This window comes from Mycobacterium lehmannii (assembly GCF_002245535.1).
GTDB lineage: Bacteria > Actinomycetota > Actinomycetes > Mycobacteriales > Mycobacteriaceae > Mycobacterium > Mycobacterium lehmannii.
The window spans coordinates 32,490-51,985 of record NZ_NKCN01000017.1 but is presented as its reverse complement, the minus strand read 5'-3'; the positions used below and the strand labels follow the sequence as shown (position 1 = coordinate 51,985).

Below are 19,496 nucleotides of genomic sequence, written 5' to 3'. Positions count from 1 at the left end.
GAACACGCCCTTTCCGCGCCCGAACCTTCGATAACACCGGGTACAGGAAAGACACACTTGTCGGTCGGATTGGCACGGGCTGCAGCACATGCCGGCTACCGCACCTACTTCACCACCGCCGCCGATCTGGCCGCACGGTGTCACCGTGCCGCGATCGAGGGACGCTGGGCCACCACCATGCGGTTCTACGCCGGCCCGACCCTGCTCGTGATCGATGAACTCGGATACCTGCCATTGCCCGCCGAGGCCGCCTCGGCGTTATTTCAGGTTGTCTCCCAACGGTATTTGAAGACCAGCATTGTGATCACCAGCAACCGCGGGGTGGGAGCCTGGGGAGAAATCCTCGGCGACACCACCGTCGCCGCCGCCATGCTCGACCGCCTGCTGCACCGCTCCGTGGTCATCAACCTCGACGGCGAGTCCTACCGCCTACGCGACCACCAGGCCGCCGCAGAAACCCTGCGCCGAACCACCACCGGCACCCGCCAACCACTACACTGACCGCTGCTCACAGGTGAGGAATTTCGGCGAGCACACCTGGGGACTTTCGATGAGCGCCGTCAGTGGACGATCCCTTGTCGAAAAAGCAGTTTCGACAGGCGGTGGCGCGCGCTCATTAAATCTCCGCAGCAGTCCTCGCGGGCCCGCACCAAGTCGCGGGCCGCTTCCTGGTCGGCGGTGGGGATGGTCACTGCGGTGATCTGCCCCAAATGCAGCAATCGAGCCAGATGGGCGGCGTCGCGGGCGTCGGTCTTGACCCGGTCCCCGGCGGGCGGATCAACTTCGACGGTGCGGCCACCTCACAATTGATGCCGGCCGCGGTCAATGCGCGAGCCAACCCAAAGCCGGTCGGACCGGCCTCGTAGGTCACCGCCACCGGACCGGGCAAGTCGTTGAGCCAAGCCACGATCTCCCCGCGATCGGGGGTCAATCGCCGCTGGAACACCTCACCGCTGTCCCCGTCCAACGCGCATCCGGATACCGATCGCGCGTGCACATCCAAGCCGACGCTCGTACGCTGAATCTTCACTGGGGCCTCCCACATCTTGTGGCTCTACCGGCCAGGACCTCATTCCTGTCGGCAACCCACGTTCACATGTGAGCGGGGCCCCAGCCCGACATACCGTCTAAACCGCACCCTGCAAACCGAGTGGGCATACCGCCAGGTATTCACCAGTAACGCCGAGCGAGCCGCAGCCCTTGCATCCTGGAGCGAGAACTACAACACTCAGCGACGCCACAGTGCACTCGGCGGTCTACCACCGATTAGCCGACTGCTACCAACCTGATGGCTGGGTACAGCTAGTCGTTTGGCGAGTACTTAGATGGCTCAAGCACACCTTCTACGCCCAGGACATTCGTGTCGGACGGCTCCTCGGCTAGCGGCCCATCTTCGGACTCGTGATGGCGAACAGGCTGGCGTGAGAACGAGACGACGAGCGCGATAATCGCGGAGAGCCATAAGAACGGCACGAAAATTACGGAGGTTACATATGCGATGGGAGTGCTTCCGACGACTCCCCGGGCTCCCAGTTGACCGAAGATCGGCGCATCTACCACTATGCCGGGAATAGCAAACTGCGCGATACTCAATGCCGTCGCAAGAGCCAGGGCCGTGCCGACCACCCGTCGAGGCCGATCTCGCACGGCCAACGAATCGAAAATGCCAGATTCCGCCGAGGCTTTCGGATCTCGTACGATGAGTGCAGCAATTGGCAAGACAAGTACCAAATAATAGTAATAAACACCCGTTGGAAAGAACGCCACGGTTGCGAGCAGCACGATACCCGCCATGACGGGAGGAATGCGGCGTCCAAGCACTACCACTGCAACAACGACCACTAGGAGCACTGCCCACCCAAACAGAGAACGCGGACCCATAAGGAATCCATCCGGCATTTCGCCACCAGTCGTGAGGAAAACATATGCATCCGGCACGAAAAAAATTGCCCTGCCGAGAGATACATTCCGTAGACTAACAGCATCTTGGAAAGAACTCGAGATGTGAGAAAGGTTGTCAAACGCTTGTGGAATGGAACTCGGGAAGGCCCTCGGCCACAGCAGATACGCGGCAAAGTTGGAGACGGCCGCTCCCGCGATCGCTAACGTCCCTATGCGCCATCGCCGCGCCGCGAATAGGGCAAAGGCCAGTACGAGAAACCACGGTTTGACCAGCGCGGCTACAACCACCATGATCGCGGCGAGGTGCCACCTCTCTCGTCGGAGCGCGATCAGGTAGATAAGGGCCGCCGGCACTACAAAACCCGCCGAGTTACCTCGATCGATCACTGCCCAAACCGGAATCGCCGCAGCGCCTAAGGCCACAAAGACCACTACCCGCTCCAGACCACGCGACCCTCTAGCTGCCCAGAGTGCGGGTGAGAACACCGCCAGCGTCAGTGCAAGCAAATAGCCGATCAGGCCGAACAACGGTGCATTCACTAAGTGCGCGGGCAACCCGAACAATAAGTGTGGCAGCATCGCGGCCGCTGCGCCTCCGAGGCGGAGAGGCTCGTACTCTCCCCATGGCATTGACGCTTCGTAGGTCCATGGGTTCGGTTGCAACGCAACTTCTACCACCATGCTGTAGTCACTGAAGCAGTGCCGCCCAATGCGCGTGGGCCATTCACGCCAGCAATCCTCGGGTACGTGCAGAAGGGACGAGAGTACGTCAACCGAATATAGGGTCAGGAGGTAAGCCAATGCGACGGAGGAAGCTGAGACGAGGAGGATCGTGCCAAGTAAAATAGTGCGCTCAGATTGGCCAGCAGCCTTCGACAGTCGATTCCGCAAGGAACTCATAACCCCGGCGATTCTCTAATTTGTCGATCCATGGAGCCCCCAATACTTTGTCCCGGTGAGACGGTAGCAAGGATGAGCAAGCTCGTAGGCTTTTTCGCTATATCTTCGAATACCGCGGTCACACCGCGAAAGATGTGACTGCATCGATAACTCTTGCGATCTGATCGTCCCGAAGGTCGGGCCAGAGCGGCAGGCGTACCACCGTGCTAGCAAATTCAGCGCTGCATACGCACGGAGTCGGAGTGCGTCCGAACTTGACCCCAGCTTCACTGGAATTCAGTGGGACGTAGTGGAATGGCGCGGAGATGGCCCGCTCAGCCATGTGCGCGATCAGATCGTCGCGGCTCTGCTCGGTAGGTGTACGCAGATAAAACAAGTGGGCAGTGTGCGCACGATCGGAGGGAACCTTCATTAACAGTATGTCGTTTCGGTTGGCCCAGTCGGGCAGGGCGGCGGCGTAGGCGTTCCACACCCGATGGCGCCCTGCTTGAATAAGGTCGAATTCTTCCAACTGAGCGTCGAGAACCGCAGCGTTCAGGTCGCTAGGGAGATAGCTAGAGCCGATGTCCTGCCAGGAATACTTGTCGACCTGCCCGCGCCAGAAACGAGCACGGTCCGTACCCTTCTCACGGATGATCTCGGCGCGTGCCATGCGCATGTCATCACGAAGCAGTAGCGCTCCGCCCTCCCCACAATGCACGTTTTTGCTGTCGTGAAAGCTAAGGGTGCCCATCGTTCCAATCGTGCCGAGGGGGAGACCGCGCCAACTCCCTCCGAAGCCATGCGCATTGTCCTCGACCACAGCAATGCCATACGCCGCGGCCAGTTCCAGAAGCCCTTGCATATCGGCCGCGACTCCGCCGTAATGGATGGCCACAATGGCCCGCGTGCGATCGGTAACAGCATCAGCTACCGAGGCAGGGTCGATGTTGCCGGTATCTAAGTCGATATCCGCGAAGACGCAGGTGGCCCCGCGAAGCGCCATCGAAGTAGCTACAGAGCTGAAGGCGAAACTCGGCATGATCACTTCGTCGCCTGGACCAAGTTCCAATAAAAGCCCCGCCATTTCCAGCGCCGATGTGCAAGAAGTCGTCAGCAGCGCGTGGCGAGCTCGCGTGATGGATTTGATCTTCGCTGTCGCCGAAGCGGTGAATCGACCGTCGCCGTGACTGTGGAATGACTCAAGCACAGCTGCAACATTGTTCAACTCGTTCCTCGCCCGGTACGGGCGAATGAATACGATATGGTCTGCTCTCAACCCCTCAGCAGTGGTCAACCCCCAACCCCCTCATTCACGGTCCTCTCAACCCCCTTGTTTCATGTCAATTCAAGCCATCAGCCGCTTCCAGCTCTGGCAGAGACGTCTTTTTGACTCAAGAAAGGGCGCGGTGTGGGCGTTTCAACTGTTAAGTACAGGGGTCGCCCGACGAGCGTATGCAGCGCAACGCCAAGATATTCGGCGATAAGACCTAGCGAGAAAAGAATCGAGCCCGAACACAGCAACAGAACTACAATGGTCGAGGTCCATCCTTCCGGAGCCCGACCATCTGCCATGACGCTCGAATAGATCACGAAGGCTGCCAACAGCCCGCCTAGTAAGCCGAGCGTGACACCGAGCATGCTCACGATGCGCATCACGCGGGTCCCGCTGCACAGGACCATTTTCCAGAAAAGTGAGAATAGCCGGCGGAAACTGTAGCTCGAGCTGTCCCGATGCTCGGCGCGTAGCGCGACGGGTGCGTGCGAGATAGCTTCGACCACCCAGCCCAACGCTATATCGAGATAGACTCCACTGTGGGCTATTCCAGCGACCTGACGACCAATATCTCCCCGGATAAGCCGGAAGCTTTCGAAGTGGCTGAACTCTCGGAACCTGAAGGCTGTCGCCATCACGATCTGCGCGCCACGCCTTGTTAAATTTCGCATGGCCCCCTGCGGGCGATTATTGATTGGCTTTGAGTAAACGAGGTCGGCACGCTCCGCCAGCGCAGTGTCCAAGAAAGTGCTGATGTATTCGGGGTTGTGCTGGCCGTCTTCGTCCATCGTGACGATCCAATCGCCCCTCGCGACCGATAGGCCCGCGATCGTCGCCGCGTCCTGCCCGAAATTTCGACTAAGCCATACGATGCGAACATGCTCACACGTCTGCTCCAGCTCAAGGAGCACTACATCGGACCGATCTGGTCCGTGATCGTGCACGAGGACGATCTCGTTGACTAAGAAAGTGACGCCGCCCGGCGTCGTAGTCGGGCGGGTGAGCCGTTGTAGTTCGGCAACCAATATGCCGATTGTGTGTTCACCTCGGTATACCGGCACGACAACAGAAACGCGATGCGGACGCCCAGCGCCGCGGCGGGCAGACTGGGGTGCTGTGACCGCTTCGAAGGCGGACGTATCCACCAGTGAAACGTAACGCAACGCACGTCGGCTTTCCGGGTTTCTATCTAGTGTGCTCAAATTCTTGTATGTGCTCAAGAGAAGGGCACCCGGGGTTGTGCGCCAGCATCCACGGCGCAAACCCTTGCTGGGAGGTGGCAGAAGCGTGGGAGCAATCCGTCCCGGACGAGCCTTGATCGTAGGTCTTGGTATCAGCGGAATGGCAACTGCCATCCGGCTTCGAGGCCTGGGGTGGGATCCAGTGATCATCGAGCGGGCGCCGGCGCGGCGGACCCATGGCTACTTCATTGCAACAATGGGTACTGGTCAGGCCGCCGCGAAACGACTGGGCGTTCTAGATGTCCTGCCAGACCGCACCCCTTCCGGTGACAGCGTCATGTACGACATTCAACGAAATGGCAAGACACGCAAATCCGTGGCCTTGTTCGACCTCCCGGTGAGGCCCAAGCCGATGCTCATGTTGCGAAGTGACATCGAACAGGCTCTTTTCTCGGCCCTGCCAGGAGACGTCGAGATTCGGTACTCCACTGTCCCTACGCAAATAGTGCAGGACCCCGATGGGGTGGACGTATTGCTGCGCGACACGCTCGCAGAGACCTCTACCGCCGCGCGGTTCGACCTTGTGGTCGGCGCCGATGGGTTGCGCTCCACGGTGCGATCTCTGGTATTCGGTCCTCATGAGCGGTACCTGCGCCCGCTGAACTATATGATTGGGGCTTTCGCACCCCAAGAATCACCCGGTGGGCTGCGAAACGGGGACGGCGCAATGTTGTTCGAGCCCGGACGTGCATTGATCATTTACCCTTTCGCCGACCATCCACCTACCGTGCTCTTTTCGTATTACACCCCAGATGTCGATGCGGAGTTCGCTGCCTCACCCGTCGAGCGAGTCCGGTCCGTCTACGGACCGCCCCCCTACGGCGAGATCCTCGGGGAGATGATCGACGGGTATGCGGCGGCCGATACGTACCTCTTCGACTCGGTCGAACAGGTATGTGTAGACCGCTGGCACCGAGGCCGAGTGGTGCTTGTAGGCGACTCAGCCTGGTGTCCAACCTTATACTCCGGTATGGGCTCGTCCACCGGTATGGCCGGGGGGGAACTCCTTGGCTCTGTCTTCGAACAGCACACAGGAACCCTTGAGGAAGCGTTGACAGATTGGGAACGTCGACTACGCCCCTACACCACTTCCTTTCAGAACATCGGCGCTAGGGCATCTCGGGCCTTCCCTCCGCGCACTCGAACCGGACTCGTCCTGCGGCGTGCGCTGATAATGGGGCGGCGTTCACCTGTTATCGCGCCCGTCTTGAACTCGGTGATACGGCATATGCCATCGCTGAGTGTTCGCAGCACCGACATCGCTGCGGCGACTCAGGGATAGACAACCTCAAATTATCAGCTAGCTAGCTAGCGGTTATCCTAATTAGCAAACCTAACCGATCGAAGCGATCTGAGCTTTCTACCCAAATCACGCAACCGGATGTCGGTGAGAGGCCCGCCTTAACCCCTATTACGACTGGATGCGCTGAAGTCGCCGCGAGCTCAGTTCCAATCCTTCGCCGTAGCCGACACAGAGACGCGCTTCAAAAGGGCTACCACGACCTGTAGAATCGACAAGCAGAACCGCTTAGGGGGTGTGGACCGATGCCCATTGAAGATACGCAGCAAAAGTTGCAAGATTACTTCGTTAATAGGCTAGAGAGCTTTGGAGCCACGCCGAAGGGAGTTGACTACAACGGCGCGGAAGCCCAAACGACACGTTTCGAGCAATTAGTCAGGGTGGTCGACTCTGTCCAACCATTCACCGTGATCGACTATGGCTGCGGCTACGGCGCCATGTTCGACTTCCTTTATGCTAAGGGCTGGGATTTCGAATATCATGGAATCGATCTGATTGACGAGATGATTAAAGCGGGGCGAGAGAGCCATCAAGGCTACCAAAATGCGCATTTTACCACCCTCGAGCACGAATTGCCGCCAGCAGACTATCTTTTAGCTTCGGCCATCTTCAATATTAAGTTAGAGGCGCCAGAGGATGAATGGCGCAAATTCACGCTACAAACACTAAGGAAAATGGATAGCTTATGCACCAAGGGCTTTTCCTTCAATATGTTGACAAACTATTCAGATGCCGCCCGCATGGCAGAACGACCGGATCTCTTCTTCGCCGATCCCCTATCGTATTTCGACTTTTGCAAACGGAACTTTTCCCGCAACGTCGCCCTACTTCATGATTACGGCTTATTCGATTTCACAATCGTTGTCCGAAAAAACGTATAACGGCGAAACGTGCGAACCATTCTCGCGCCAAGGGCGGCCGCAATCCTATATCAATTGCTCAAGAGTCAAGACAGTAACGGCACCTGGCTGCTGCCCGCAAATATTTGCCCCATCGTTCCACTCACATTCTTCAAGGCTGGGTTTCCCGTACAATTCGTGGATATCTCCCCAGAGAATCTCAGTATGGATTTAGAAGCGGCGGCGGACCGACTGACGAAGGAAAAATACGGAGGGCTACTCTACGCGCATACGTACGGAGAACCGTCCACGCCGAACCGCGCTTTCCGGGAGATCAAATCTCGATATCCCGAGCTGCTTCTGGTAGATGATCGGTGTTTGTGCGCCCCCGCCCTCGAATCGGACGCAGACACGATTGCCGATGTTACGCTGTATAGCACCGGTTATGCTAAACAAATCGACCTCGAATACGGCGGATACGCGTTCATCAAAGACGATGTCACCTATTATCCACACCGCTTGCCGTTTGATCCGCAAGCGCAACACAAGGTCGAGGAAGATTACAAGCGAAGCCTCGAAAGCCGCACGGCTTACGTGTACAGAGACAGCGCATGGCTCTGTACAGATGGACATTTACCCACATGGGATGCCTACCGTGAACAAATTCGTACCCGTTCTGAAGAGTTAAACCCGCACCGGGCGAGGCTGAACGAGATCTACGCCAGCGCCTTACCAAATGAAGCACAATTACCGCCCGAATTCCAGATGTGGCGATTCAACTTGCGTCTCGAAAACCGTAACCATATTATGAGTGCGATCTCTTCGGCCGGATTGTTCGCGAGCACGCATTACGCCTCATTAGGTGGCGTGATTTCCGGCGGCTATTTTCCGCAAGCCGAGCTATTGGGGAGACAAGTCATCAACCTATTTAATGATAGTAATTTCGACACGACGAAAGCGCTCCAGATTTGCGCCGTAATACTCGAGAACCTTTCAGCCGGCTAGAGATCTTTCAACGGCTCGAGATATTGTCTAGCCAGCCCAATTGCGTCTCTTTAAGCTTGTGCTAGACAGTGACAAAATAAGATACGGGTTATCGACGTCCGGCTCGAAGGGATCTTATCAGATGCCCGACCAGCTACCTAGCTCGTGAAATAAGCCGCAGCACCCTGCCACAGCAATTGATTCCGAACGCCCCCACAAGGCACGGTGTCAGGCGCGTACAGACATCCCGTGTCTAGATTGACACTCGGCCCCCGGGCCGCCATGCTGAGAAGCGTTATGCAGTATAACGTGACTATCGAGCTATCTGTTGCTTGCACAACAAACCGGTTCGATCTGGATGTCGCAGTATCACATACCTCATCCGCCGCGTTTGCGCGGAACCGCCCCTCCGCGACTTGCTCTGGCGTCCTAGTGGAGCCCCGCCGGTGAAAAGAGTGGCGATACTTCAATCGAATTACATCCCCTGGCGGGGGTACTTCGACCTAATCGCGTTCGTCGATGAATTTATACTTTATGACGATGCCCAGTATACAAAGAATGACTGGCGAAATCGCAACCGGATCAAGACGAGGCAGGGTTGGCAGTGGATAACAGTCCCGGTCGTGAAGCGTTTCGGCCAGAAAATTAGTGAAACGATGATCGATGGCGATCACTGGGCCAGCAAACACTGGCGGACCCTAGAGTTCAACTATAGCGCAGCCCCTTATTTCGCAGAGGTAGCTGAGTGGCTCGCCCCAATCTACCTTCAGGAGGAGCACGATTATCTCGCGCTTCTCAATCGACACCTTCTGGAGGCTATTTGCGACTACCTCAATATTTCCACCAATCTGACCAAGTCATCAGACTATGAGTTGAGTGAAGGAAAGACCGAGAAACTCGTTTACTTGTGCCGTCAGGCCGGCGCTACGGAATATGTGTCTGGCCCAGCAGCTCGCTCTTATCTCGATGAGCCGGTATTTGAAGAGTGCGGCATCGAAGTCTCGTGGTTCGACTACGACGGCTACCAGGAGTACCCGCAACTATGGGGGGAATTCGTGCCAGCAGTATCGATTGTGGATCTGCTGTTCAACGTCGGACCTAACGCGCCAGATCATCTAAGATATGGGCGACGTGGTAACTGATCCTTACTCAATTGCAGTACTCAACTCTAATATATTTCAGAGTGCAACCGCTTCGTCTGTTATATCAGGATCCGGGGAGAATAGGTGACCCGCCCCCTGGCTGAAATCGCCTGTCGACTCTCCCGCCCCCGCGTGTTGGCGACCTGGATCTTTGACCGACTCTTTGACCGAGTTCTTGATAGGAGGTTTGGTATAAACAGCAGCTTCCGCGCGTCATTGACATCACTTCGTCTCGAAGCCCCAGATCGGGCGGGATACCAGCCCGTAAGCTATCTCGACTTCGAAGTCCTCATGCACGCAATCGATGTCAACGGGATTTTCGTGGATTTCGGGTCGGGGGCGGGACGCTGCGTTTGTTTAGCCTCTCAGTACCCATTCGAGGCCGTGGTCGGTGTAGAATTATCGGACGTGCTATGCGCCGCTGCGCGGCGAAATGTCATCGCCGCCGGCGTAGATGGGCAGATCGTGTGTGCAGATGCCACGCAATTTTCGATTCCGCCGCGAGCAACTACGTTTGCCTTCATCAACCCGTTCCGGGGAAGAACGATGCAATCGGTACTTTTTAATATCAGGCAGTCCGCCAACAAATATCCTCGTAGTGTGACCGTGCTTGCGTACGGATCGCCCGTTGATTTCGAATTTTTCGATCAATTCAAAAGAACAGAGGGATTTCGAATGGTGCGACAGGTCGACCTTCCGACCGGTTGCGTCGCGATGATATTTGAAAACATTTAACCAGATTCGTGAACTCCACACACCGCCACGTAGAAGCCTGCGACGCGCAGCTGATAGCTCTCCTTCTACCCTTGATGATTTCCGATTTGTTCCCAGCTATCGGCAAGAGCGATAGAGTCGTGATGTGAATTCGACCCTGAGCGGCACATTTGTTGAATGACTTGAAGAGTGAACCTTGCTCTCCCTTGGACTAGTTTTGGCGCTTGCGCCCGCCACGGCGCGGCTTAGGTCGAGGTCAGACACCTCCGATGTCCGGCCGTAGCGCAGGTACTCCAGTAACCCATCGGAAAGATTTCCGGAGTCAGGAGCAAGCTTTACGGGTCCAGGCTTCGGAGCGGGTCCCCGTGCCAAGGACTGCGGTGACGCCACTGTCCCGTGGCAGCCAATGCGCGGTATCATTCGAAGAAGGGTAATGCGTTGAATAGTAGGAACTTGGACGCCTTATTGGCATGTATTCGCGCGTATCTTGATTCCAGCGAGCCACAGTTGCGGCCTCTCTTTGAGGTGATGGCGGCCGAGGCGGTATTTGCTCGTGATTGGTTATATGACGACCTGGCGCAGCTCCCCAGCAGTGCAGCACTGTTGGAAGTAGGCGGCGGTGTTTTCATTCTTTCATGTCAGTTAGCATCGGAGGGCTTCGCCGTTACTGCGATCGAACCTACGGGTGATGGTTTTGGTGCTTTCAAGCAACTGGGGGATATCGTCTTAGCCCTTGCCCCAGTGAAACCAAATATATCGCGATGCATGGCAGAAGATTTTGCATCGAAAGAACGCTTTGACTTCGCATTCTCTGTAAATGTGATGGAGCACGTTGACTCGCCGGCCGAGGTGATTACGCGAATATCGAATGTACTCAAGACTGGCGCGAAATATCGGTTCTTATGTCCGAATTATATTTTCCCATACGAACCGCACTTTAATATTCCAACATCGATTACTAAACATCTTACTTGGCGAGTGATGAGTCGACGCATCATGAGTAATCCACGCGTTGATGACCCCATCGGACTTTGGCAGTCCATAAATTGGATCACCGTCGCCAAAGTTCGGCGATTTGCTGCTAGCGATCCAAGGCTTACGGCATACTTCCGGCGCACTACACTTGTCTGGATGCTGGAGCGCGCCCTCGACGACGACGAATTTGCCCGCCGCCGTGCCCCATGGATGATCTCTATCATCCGCGCAGCGGTCGCGGTTCGCCTTCATTACCTCGCGTCCTACCTCCCAGCTGTTTTACAACCGATCATGGATGTAAGCTTGACGAAGAGGCAATGATATGACGCAAGTGACATCGGGGATCCGCCGAGTATTGACGAATCCTCATGTGTATGAAGCATTCCAACGCCTTATGGGGGCGCGCCGGGGCAGGGACTGGATTGTCCGTGATCTCATCCGGCCATTTTCAAGCATGCGTGTTCTTGATCTCGGCTGCGGACCCGCCCAGATACTTGGCCATCTTCCGGCGAATGTGACATATGTGGGCTATGACATGAGCCCTGAATATATTGAGGCGGCTAGACGGAACTTTGGTCCGCGGGGTACTTTTCATTGCGGTTTGCTCCAGCAGGCGGAAGTTTCGAGGCTCGAACCGTTCGACCTCGTGATGGGCATTGGTGTGCTACATCATCTCGATGACGAGACAGCGCGGGAATTCATGAAACTAGCGAAGATGGCATTGAAGCCGAAAGGACGGACCTTGACGCTCGACCCGTGCTTTACGCCTAGGCAAAACCCAGTCGCCCGCTTCATCATAAGTCGCGATCGTGGCCAGCATGTACGCGACGAGACCGGATATCGCGCCTTAGGGCACGGAATCTTCGCTTCTATTTCCGGCAGAGTCACACATCAGACGTGGATTCCGTATACGCACTGGGCAATGGAATGCAGAGAGTAGAAACTTCCTATTCGCGTACCGAATCACTCAGTTTTCCCGAAGGATGAGTCGCCAACTGCGTGCCGTCCCGCGATTCTGTGGATTGGATTTGCGCTACTTCAATGACACCCCATTGCGCTTTCGATCACCCCGCTGGTGGTCATTGCTACCATCGACGCTATATGGAAACAGACCAGATTTTCCTAGAGGCCAAGTTGATAGAGTGATCTTTGCAGGTGCGAGGTGCGAGTCACATCGCTTTGGCCGACCTACGTCCGGGTTAGAAGATGCGCTTTATCACCGTTAGCAACCTAAATGATTGAATGCGTCTTGAGACGCCACGTCAGACGAATGCCGAAAAGGAACTCCGCCAACCCGGAGAATCACGCTGGCGAGACTATTGCTCGTGGCCCCAAACAGGTGCAACTGACCGCCTCAGTCTCACGGCGATTGCCTAGGAATCTCTCCGGTTGGCGCATCATCGTCATACGCGGAACGCCCCTCTCCTAACAGCAAGGACCTCGCCAGCGGACGCGGTCCGATATCCCGCAGCAGACTGCTGGATGGCCTCGGACGCACACGCTGCGGCCACCAGAACCATCGCCCGAGGAGCGCGGCAATCGAAGGGGTCATGAAAGCACGCACAATCAACGTATCGAACATGAGGCCGAGCGCAATCGTGGTTCCGATCTGGCCGATGATCAGCAGGTCGCTAACCACCATGGAGGCCATGGTGGCGGCGAATACTAATCCTGCTGTGGTCACGACTTTGCCGGTTCCACCCATCGCACGAATAATGCCTGTATTAATGCCGGCACCGATCTCCTCCTTCATTCGCGAAACCAAAAGGAGGTTGTAATCAGAGCCCACGGCCAAAAGAATTATCACTGTCATGGCGAGCACCATCCAGTGCAGATTGATGCCGAGGATGTACTGCCAAAGTAGGACCGAAACCCCGAAAGATGCACCGAGCGAAAGCGCTACTGTTCCGACAATCGCCAGCGCAGCGATAAAGCCTCGCGTAACGATGAGCATGATCGTAAATACAAGACAGATGGCGGCGATGCCCGCGATCCACAAGTCATAGGTCGATCCGTCGTGCCAGTCTTTCGCTGTCGAGGCAGCACCGGCCATGTAGATGTTGGCGCCCTTCAACGGGGTGCCCTTGATGACTTCTTCTACTGCATGCTTTATCGCGTCGACCCGCGCTATTCCCTCCGGGGTGGCTGGATCACCGCGATGCGAAATTATGAATCGTACGGCTTTACCATCCGGCGAGAGGAAAGATTCCATTGCACGTTTGAAATCTTCGTTTTCGAATACTTCGGGCGGCAAGTAGAAAGAGTCGTCATTCTGTGCGGCATCGAAGGCTTGTCCTATTGCAGCGACGTTTTTGCCTGCCTCATCCATACCCGTGAGATAGCCGGTCATGGTGCTATGCATGGTTAGCAAGTTTCTACGCATGAATTCCTGGAACGTTATAAGCCGCGGCATCAGTTCGACCATTTGCGGCATAAGCTCGCTCATCTTGTCCAGGTCCCTGAGTAAATCCGTCATTTTTAGACTGATCGTGTCAACGCCATCGATTGTGTCGAAGATCGCCCTAATCGCCCAGCAAATCGGAATATTGTAGCAATGCGGCTCCCAGTAAAGATAGTTGCGTAGCGGACGCCAGAAATCATCGAAATCAGCTATAGAGTCACGTAGGTCATCCAGCACTTCTTTAAGCTCGTGCGTTTGGTCAGTCATGCGAACAGTGAGTTCTGTTATCTGCCGCATGAGCTCGTATTGTCGTTTCGTAATGCCGATCATAGTCTGCAGATCGTCAGCCTGCTTGAGCAGGTCATCCATCCGCTCTCGCTGAAACTGCATCGCTTGAATCTGGCCCGCGCCCTGGAGGCTGATCAGAAAGGGGATCGAGGTATGTTCGATCGGCGTCCCCTCCGGTCGAGTGATCGCCTGGACACGCGAGACGCCTGGCACACGGAAAATAGCCTTCGCAACCTTATTCAATACGACAAAGTCGCCTGGGTTCCGTAAATCTCTTCCAGTTTCCAGCATCAGGATATCCGGCATTAATCGCGTTTGCGAGAAATGGCGTTCGGCGGCCACGTATCCTTCGTTGGCAGGAATGTCATCGGGTACATACAGCCGGTCGTCGTAACTCGTGGTATAGCCCGGCAGCGTAAGCAGACTAACCAAGGTAACCGCGCACGTAGCAGCAAGGACAGGCCCCGGCCACCGGACGATCGCGGTTCCGATCCCCCTCCAGCGACCGACCCGGAGCTTTCTCTTGGGCTCCAACAAACCGACACGACTGGCGAGCGCAATTCCCGCCGGTACAACTGTGACCGCGGCCGCCACGGCTACGAGCATGCCTAGTGCGCAGGGCACACCCATCGTCTTGAAGTAGGGCAATCGCGTAAAGCTGAGACATAGAAGCGCCCCGGCAATCGTCGTTCCCGACGCCAAGACCACCGGGGTGACGCTGCGATACGTTCGGTAATAGGCGGTCTCCAGATTTGCGCCAGCCGCACGTTCCTCCTGGTAGCGGCCGAAGTAAAAGATTCCGTAATCGGTGCCGGCTGCAATACAGAGAAACACCAGCATATTGACGGCAAACGTTGACAAGACGAAGAGTTGTTCATGTCCCAGGAATGCAACCACACCGCGGGCGGCCGCTAACTCCACGCCAACCATCACCAGCAACACAATCACCGTGAGCAGAGAGCGGTATACGAGAAGAAGGACCGCGAAGATAATGACGACTGTTACAGCGGTGATCTTCAAGATGGATTCGTCACCACTGCGCTGCATATCGGACGCGAGCGGTGCCGCACCGGTCAAGTAGACGTCGACTCCGGCAGGCGGTGACAGGCGATCCACAGTTGCCCGGACTGCGTTTACTGACTCCTCCCCAATGAATGTCCCTTGATTCCCGACGAGGTACAGCTGCACATAGGCGGCTTTTCCATCTGGGCTCTGCACACTGGACGAAGTAAGCCGATCTCCCCAGAGATCCTGGACATGCTCCACATGCTTGGTGTCATTGCGGAGCTCGCGGATCAGCTCGGCGTAGTACCTGTGTGCGGCCTCCCCCAACGGCTCCTGGCCCTCAAGCACGATCATTGCGAAGCTGTCGGAATCAGACTCCTTGAAGACCTTCCCCATACGCGTCATAGCCTGGACCGACGGGGCGTCCTTGGGCATCACCGAGACGGACTGTTCTCGCCCAACCTTTTCCAGTGCCGGAATTGCCGCAGCCCAGTTCCCATTGACGGCCGCCAAGGTAGTGACCAAGATCAGCAGAACCCACGCAAGGATTACGACGAGTGGGAACTTGCGAATCGCCCTAGGAACGAAGGAGCGCCGAGTGCTGTTGTCGCTCATGGGGTCGCGTTAATCGTTCCTGAGCAAGAGTGAGCGCACGAGCGGACGCGGTCCCACCGACCGGAGGAGACCGCTCGCCGGCCGCTGGCGGACTCGCATCGGCCACCAGAACCACCTGCCGAGGAGCGCGGCGATCGAGGGAGTCATGAAAGCACGCACGATCAGTGTGTCGAAGAGAAGACCAAGCCCGATAGTCAGGCCAACTTGACCAATCGTGAGCAAGTCGCTCACGACCATCGAAGCCATAGTTGCAGCGAACACCAACCCCGCTGCCGTTACCACTTTGCCGGTGCCGCCCATCGCTCGGATGATGCCCGTATTGAGCCCGGCGCCGATTTCCTCCTTCATTCGGGATACGAGCATCAAGTTGTAGTCGGACCCAACCGCGAGCAAGACAATCACAGACATCGCAAGCACGACCCAGTTGATCTGTATGCCGAGTAGATGTTGCCAAAAGAGCACTGACAGACCGAAGGACGCACCGAGCGAGAGTGCGACGGTACCGACAATTACCATCGCGGCAATGAGGCTGCGCGTCATCAGTAACATGATGATGAATACCAGACAGGCAGCTGAAACTGCGGCAATCAGAAGATCGTACCGGGACCCATCAACAAGGTCTTTCACAGTCGCCGCAGTGCCGGCGAGATGAATTTGGGCGTTCTCGAGGGGGGTGCCTTTCAGAGCTTCCTCAGCTGCGGCCTTTATTGGGTCGACTCGCGAGATCCCTTCAGGCGTCGCAGGATCTCCCTTTTGCGAGATGAGCATGCGCGCGGACTTGCCGTCAGGGGACAGGAAGATATCCAAAATCCGCTTGAAAGCTTCATTCTCGAAGACCTCAGGAGGCAAGTAGAAAGAGTCATCGTCTTTTGCGGCGTCGAAGGCTTTACCCATGGCTGTCGCAGTGTCGCCCGTCTGGTCCATCATTCCGATGGTGCCCGACATGGTGCTGTACATAGTCAACATCATCGCCCGGGTGCTCTCCATCGTCGCAATCATCGCCGGGAATTCAGCGAGCATCTGAGGCATCAATATGTCGAGTTTGTCGAGGTTTTCAACTAGCTCATCCATTTTTAGGCTGACCTGGTCGACGCCATCGAGTGATTCAAAGATCGACCTCAACGACCAACAAATGGGAATATTGAAACAGTGGGGTTCCCAGTAGAAATAATTGCGGATCGGGCGGAAGAAGTCATCGAACCCTGCGAGCGCGTCCCTGAGTTCATTAGTGACTTCTTGCAATTCATGTGTGGTTTCGACCATGCTGTGCGTCGTTGCCACCATTTGCTTCATCAAGCCATACATTCGTTGCATGATGCCGATGGTCTCGGTCATCTGCTGAGCCTGCTCGAGCATGTCGGCCATGCGATCCTTTTGAAACGGGATCATCAGGGATTGGTTGGCCTGAACCCTCGTCAGCAGGAATGGTATGGTCGTATGTGGTATTTGTGTGCCCTCGGGCCGGGTTATCGACTGGACGTCTTCGACGCCCGGAACTGCGAACACGGCTTTTGCAAGCTTGTTCAGGATTAGAAGATCCGCGGAGGTGCGCATATCGTGATCGGTTGAGATCATTAGCACATCGGGTGCGGCCAGTCGAGATTCGGGGAAGTGACGAGCGGCAGCGTCATATCCTTGCTTCGCCGGAATATCCGCGGGAATGAATTCCTCGTCGTTATAGCTCGGATTATAGCCAGGGAGGGTAACAAGTCCGATAATCGATAGAGCTAGAGTTGCGGCAAGGATCGGCGCAGGCCAACGAACGACCGACGTCCCCAATCGGCGCCATCGTCGCGTTACAATCTCCCGTTTCGGTTCGAAAAGGCCAATACGGCTTCCAGCGGCTATCACCGCTGGGATTAACGTGAGAGCCACTGCGACTGCCACAACAATTCCGAGCGAACCGGCAGTTCCCAAAGGCTGGAAGAATGGCAACCGAGTAAAGCTAAGGCAGAAGATCGCTCCCGCAATCGTCATGCCGGAGGCCAAGACCACTTTAGCCACACTCCGATAAGAGGTGAAAAAGGCGGACTCCTTATTCTCACCGGCCTGCCGGGCCTCCTGATATCGGCCAGTGAAGAATATGCCGTAATCAGTGCCCGCGGCGATTCCCACAGACACGATTAGATTAACTACATAGGTTGTCAGGCCTACAATGCCGTGAAGGCCAAGGAAGGCAACGATCCCTCTGGCTACTTGTAACTGAATTCCGACCATCAGCAGCAACAGAATTACTGTGGTTACCGAGCGGTACACCAGCAGCAACATAATGAAGATCACTGCGAAGGTCACCACCGTGATCAGGATCACTGTGCGGTTACCGCTCTTACCCATGTCCGCGACAATGGGGGCAGGACCCGTTATGAAAGCCTCTACTCCCGGTGGAGCGGGAATACTTCCCACGATTTTCTGCAGAGCAGCGACAGATTCGTTGCCAGCAGGAGAGCCTGTTGCTCCAATTATGTTTACCTGCGCATAAACGGCTTTTCCATCGGTACTTTGCGCGGCGGCTGCCGTGAGCGGATCCCCCCAGAAATCCTGGATGTACTGGACATGTTTTTTTTCGTCACGAAACTGTCGGATGATTTCGTCGTAATACCTGCGTGCATCCTCGCCCAAGGGCTGCTGACCCTCCAGAACGAGGATCGCCATGCTTTCTGGACTGGACTCGGAAAACTCCTTACCCATACGGTTGGCCGCCTCATAAGACGGCGCATCAGTCACAACGAGCGGGACCGACTTTTCCCTCTCAACCTGCTCGAGCGGTGGTACGAACACGGTCACTGCGACGGTAATTGCCAACCACCCGAGGATTATCAGCACCGAGAACCGACGGATCGTGCGCGCAACGAACGGGCGCGATAATGTCTCGCTGCCGTTCTGACCTACGTGCCTGCCGGTCATGCGGCCTCGAGAATGCAGGAAGTGAACGCGTCCACCTGGTTTGAGGAATTCTCGGTCTTGACTTCACCATCTATCAGGATGCGGCAACTGATGCTTTCCGCGTTGCCTTGGGCCACGACGCTTCCCACCGCTGTTGCCTCGCTGATATCGAATTGCAAAGTCCACGGGAGACTCGCTCCCCGAATCACCTGCGGCACGAAGTCGCTGTCGAAGTAGCTGATCGTAGCCAGGGTCCCTGGCGGCCCAGAAACCTCGTATGTGAGGCGTTTGGGGTCATAGGGCTTGGTATCGGCTACTTCCGTATCGGCGTACGCCGGACGATCGTCAGAACCAAACATGCCGTGGAGACGTGAGACGGTGAAACCGCCCGCGACAGCGACGATGGCGATGACCAGCGGAATCCACACCCGCTTCAGAAGCCTGAAGATCGTCGACTCCCTCCACCTAGTTCCACGCCCGGCATCGTTTCGGCGACCATGCAACTACACACCGGACACCCCACGCAAGGAACGACCCCTTCCCCCACTCAGGTCGAAGTCGCTACCTCGCACGACGACCTCCACCGCAAACATCGGGACATCAGCAGAGCAATTCGATCTCGACGAGTAAACCATGTGCCGTCCCCCCAATAACGTCCTGTTCCCAAGGCGATATGGGATCGGAACACAGTTGATGTGTCATCGCACGATACGAAACTCAACACTCACCCGCAAATCTGGTAGCACGCCTTTCTGCGAGGAGCGGAGTGTACCGCTCAGCGGCTTGACTCGAAGGAGAACATAGAGTTACGGGGGTTATCCCCCGTAGGCCGGCCACGCAAGATTCTGGTAACCACTCCCGCAGCAACACCACAGAAATCACTTGGATGATCCGGACGCCGCCATGCCTTCTCGAAGCGACTCGTCCTGTCCTGAAACAACATTCGCGATCAGCCGAAGCGACCGCCTCAGGTCCCGCTGTCCCCAAGCGCCGATGAAGGTCAGCCACCGGGGGTGCTTCAATCTCAGCGTCAGTGGGAGACAGGCAGCGTC

13 protein-coding genes and 3 pseudogenes are annotated in these 19,496 nt (G+C 56.3%); 9 read left to right on the top strand and 7 right to left on the bottom strand.

Features of this window, described 5'->3' with window-relative positions:
• Positions 1 to 36 precede the first annotated feature (36 nt).
• A pseudogene (locus tag CEX87_RS18470) lies at positions 37 to 501 on the top strand (ATP-binding protein); the annotation flags it as partial.
• A 62-nt stretch (positions 502 to 563) separates the two neighbouring features.
• Here the strand turns inward: CEX87_RS18470 and CEX87_RS18465 are convergent.
• Positions 564 to 1,030, bottom strand: a pseudogene (locus tag CEX87_RS18465) (IS110 family transposase); the annotation flags it as partial.
• Positions 1,031 to 1,124: 94 nt separating this feature from the next.
• Here CEX87_RS18465 and CEX87_RS18460 point away from each other — a divergent pair.
• Positions 1,125 to 1,289 (top strand): annotated as a pseudogene (locus tag CEX87_RS18460) (integrase core domain-containing protein); the annotation flags it as partial.
• Positions 1,290 to 1,302: 13 nt separating this feature from the next.
• On the opposite strand, the gene CEX87_RS27140 reads toward CEX87_RS18460, so the two are convergent.
• The 3 genes from CEX87_RS27140 to CEX87_RS18445 form a co-directional block, all read right to left on the bottom strand.
• Positions 1,303 to 2,583 (bottom strand): glycosyltransferase family 87 protein, encoded by a 1,281-nt coding sequence (locus tag CEX87_RS27140; RefSeq protein ID WP_158220783.1) that lies wholly within the window; start codon positions 2,581 to 2,583, stop codon positions 1,303 to 1,305.
• Positions 2,584 to 2,920: 337 nt separating this feature from the next.
• Positions 2,921 to 4,060: a dTDP-4-amino-4,6-dideoxygalactose transaminase gene (gene rffA / locus CEX87_RS18450; RefSeq protein ID WP_094288516.1), complete on the bottom strand. Its 1,140-nt coding sequence runs from the start codon at positions 4,058 to 4,060 to the stop codon at positions 2,921 to 2,923.
• 77 nt (positions 4,061 to 4,137) lie between these two features.
• Positions 4,138 to 5,118 carry a glycosyltransferase gene (locus CEX87_RS18445; RefSeq protein WP_233151440.1) on the bottom strand — a complete coding sequence of 327 codons (981 nt, stop codon included), beginning with the start codon at positions 5,116 to 5,118 and terminating at the stop codon, positions 4,138 to 4,140.
• 133 nt (positions 5,119 to 5,251) lie between these two features.
• Between CEX87_RS18445 and CEX87_RS18440 the strand changes: the two genes are divergently transcribed.
• The 7 genes from CEX87_RS18440 to CEX87_RS18420 all read left to right on the top strand — a co-directional run bounded on the left by CEX87_RS18440 (position 5,252) and on the right by CEX87_RS18420 (position 12,192).
• Positions 5,252 to 6,580, top strand: a complete 1,329-nt coding sequence (locus CEX87_RS18440) for an FAD-dependent monooxygenase (protein WP_332888964.1) — start codon at positions 5,252 to 5,254, stop codon at positions 6,578 to 6,580.
• Positions 6,581 to 6,843: 263 nt separating this feature from the next.
• Positions 6,844 to 7,479 (top strand): methyltransferase domain-containing protein, encoded by a 636-nt coding sequence (locus CEX87_RS18435; protein WP_094288512.1) that lies wholly within the window; start codon positions 6,844 to 6,846, stop codon positions 7,477 to 7,479.
• Positions 7,480 to 7,488: 9 nt separating this feature from the next.
• Positions 7,489 to 8,442 (top strand): DegT/DnrJ/EryC1/StrS family aminotransferase, encoded by a 954-nt coding sequence (locus CEX87_RS27135; protein ID WP_142301111.1) that lies wholly within the window; start codon positions 7,489 to 7,491, stop codon positions 8,440 to 8,442.
• 425 nt (positions 8,443 to 8,867) lie between these two features.
• Entirely contained in the window at positions 8,868 to 9,563 is a 696-nt protein-coding gene (locus CEX87_RS18430; protein ID WP_094288510.1) for a WbqC family protein, read from the top strand.
• Positions 9,564 to 9,647: 84 nt separating this feature from the next.
• The gene (locus CEX87_RS27130) at positions 9,648 to 10,298 is read left to right on the top strand and encodes a methyltransferase domain-containing protein (protein ID WP_142301110.1); all 651 of its coding nucleotides are present in this window, start codon (positions 9,648 to 9,650) and stop codon (positions 10,296 to 10,298) included.
• A gap of 432 nt (positions 10,299 to 10,730) precedes the next feature.
• Positions 10,731 to 11,573 carry a class I SAM-dependent methyltransferase gene (locus CEX87_RS18425; protein WP_332888965.1) on the top strand — a complete coding sequence of 281 codons (843 nt, stop codon included), beginning with the start codon at positions 10,731 to 10,733 and terminating at the stop codon, positions 11,571 to 11,573.
• Position 11,574: 1 nt separating this feature from the next.
• The gene (locus CEX87_RS18420; protein ID WP_094288508.1) at positions 11,575 to 12,192 is read left to right on the top strand and encodes a class I SAM-dependent methyltransferase; all 618 of its coding nucleotides are present in this window, start codon (positions 11,575 to 11,577) and stop codon (positions 12,190 to 12,192) included.
• Between the two features lie 420 nt (positions 12,193 to 12,612).
• On the opposite strand, the gene CEX87_RS18415 is transcribed toward CEX87_RS18420, so the two are convergent.
• Genes CEX87_RS18415 through CEX87_RS18405 form a run of 3 tightly spaced genes read right to left on the bottom strand, consistent with a single transcriptional unit; the run spans position 12,613 to position 18,881 of the window.
• Entirely contained in the window at positions 12,613 to 15,561 is a 2,949-nt protein-coding gene (locus CEX87_RS18415) for an MMPL/RND family transporter (RefSeq protein WP_094288506.1), read from the bottom strand.
• Positions 15,562 to 15,570: 9 nt separating this feature from the next.
• Complete coding sequence (locus tag CEX87_RS18410) at positions 15,571 to 18,465, bottom strand: MMPL/RND family transporter (RefSeq protein WP_094288504.1); 2,895 nt, start codon at positions 18,463 to 18,465, stop codon at positions 15,571 to 15,573.
• Positions 18,462 to 18,881 (bottom strand): MmpS family transport accessory protein, encoded by a 420-nt coding sequence (locus tag CEX87_RS18405; RefSeq protein WP_094288588.1) that lies wholly within the window; start codon positions 18,879 to 18,881, stop codon positions 18,462 to 18,464. Before CEX87_RS18405 ends, CEX87_RS18410 begins: the two co-directional genes overlap by 4 nt.
• Between the last annotated feature and the right edge of the window lie 615 nt (positions 18,882 to 19,496).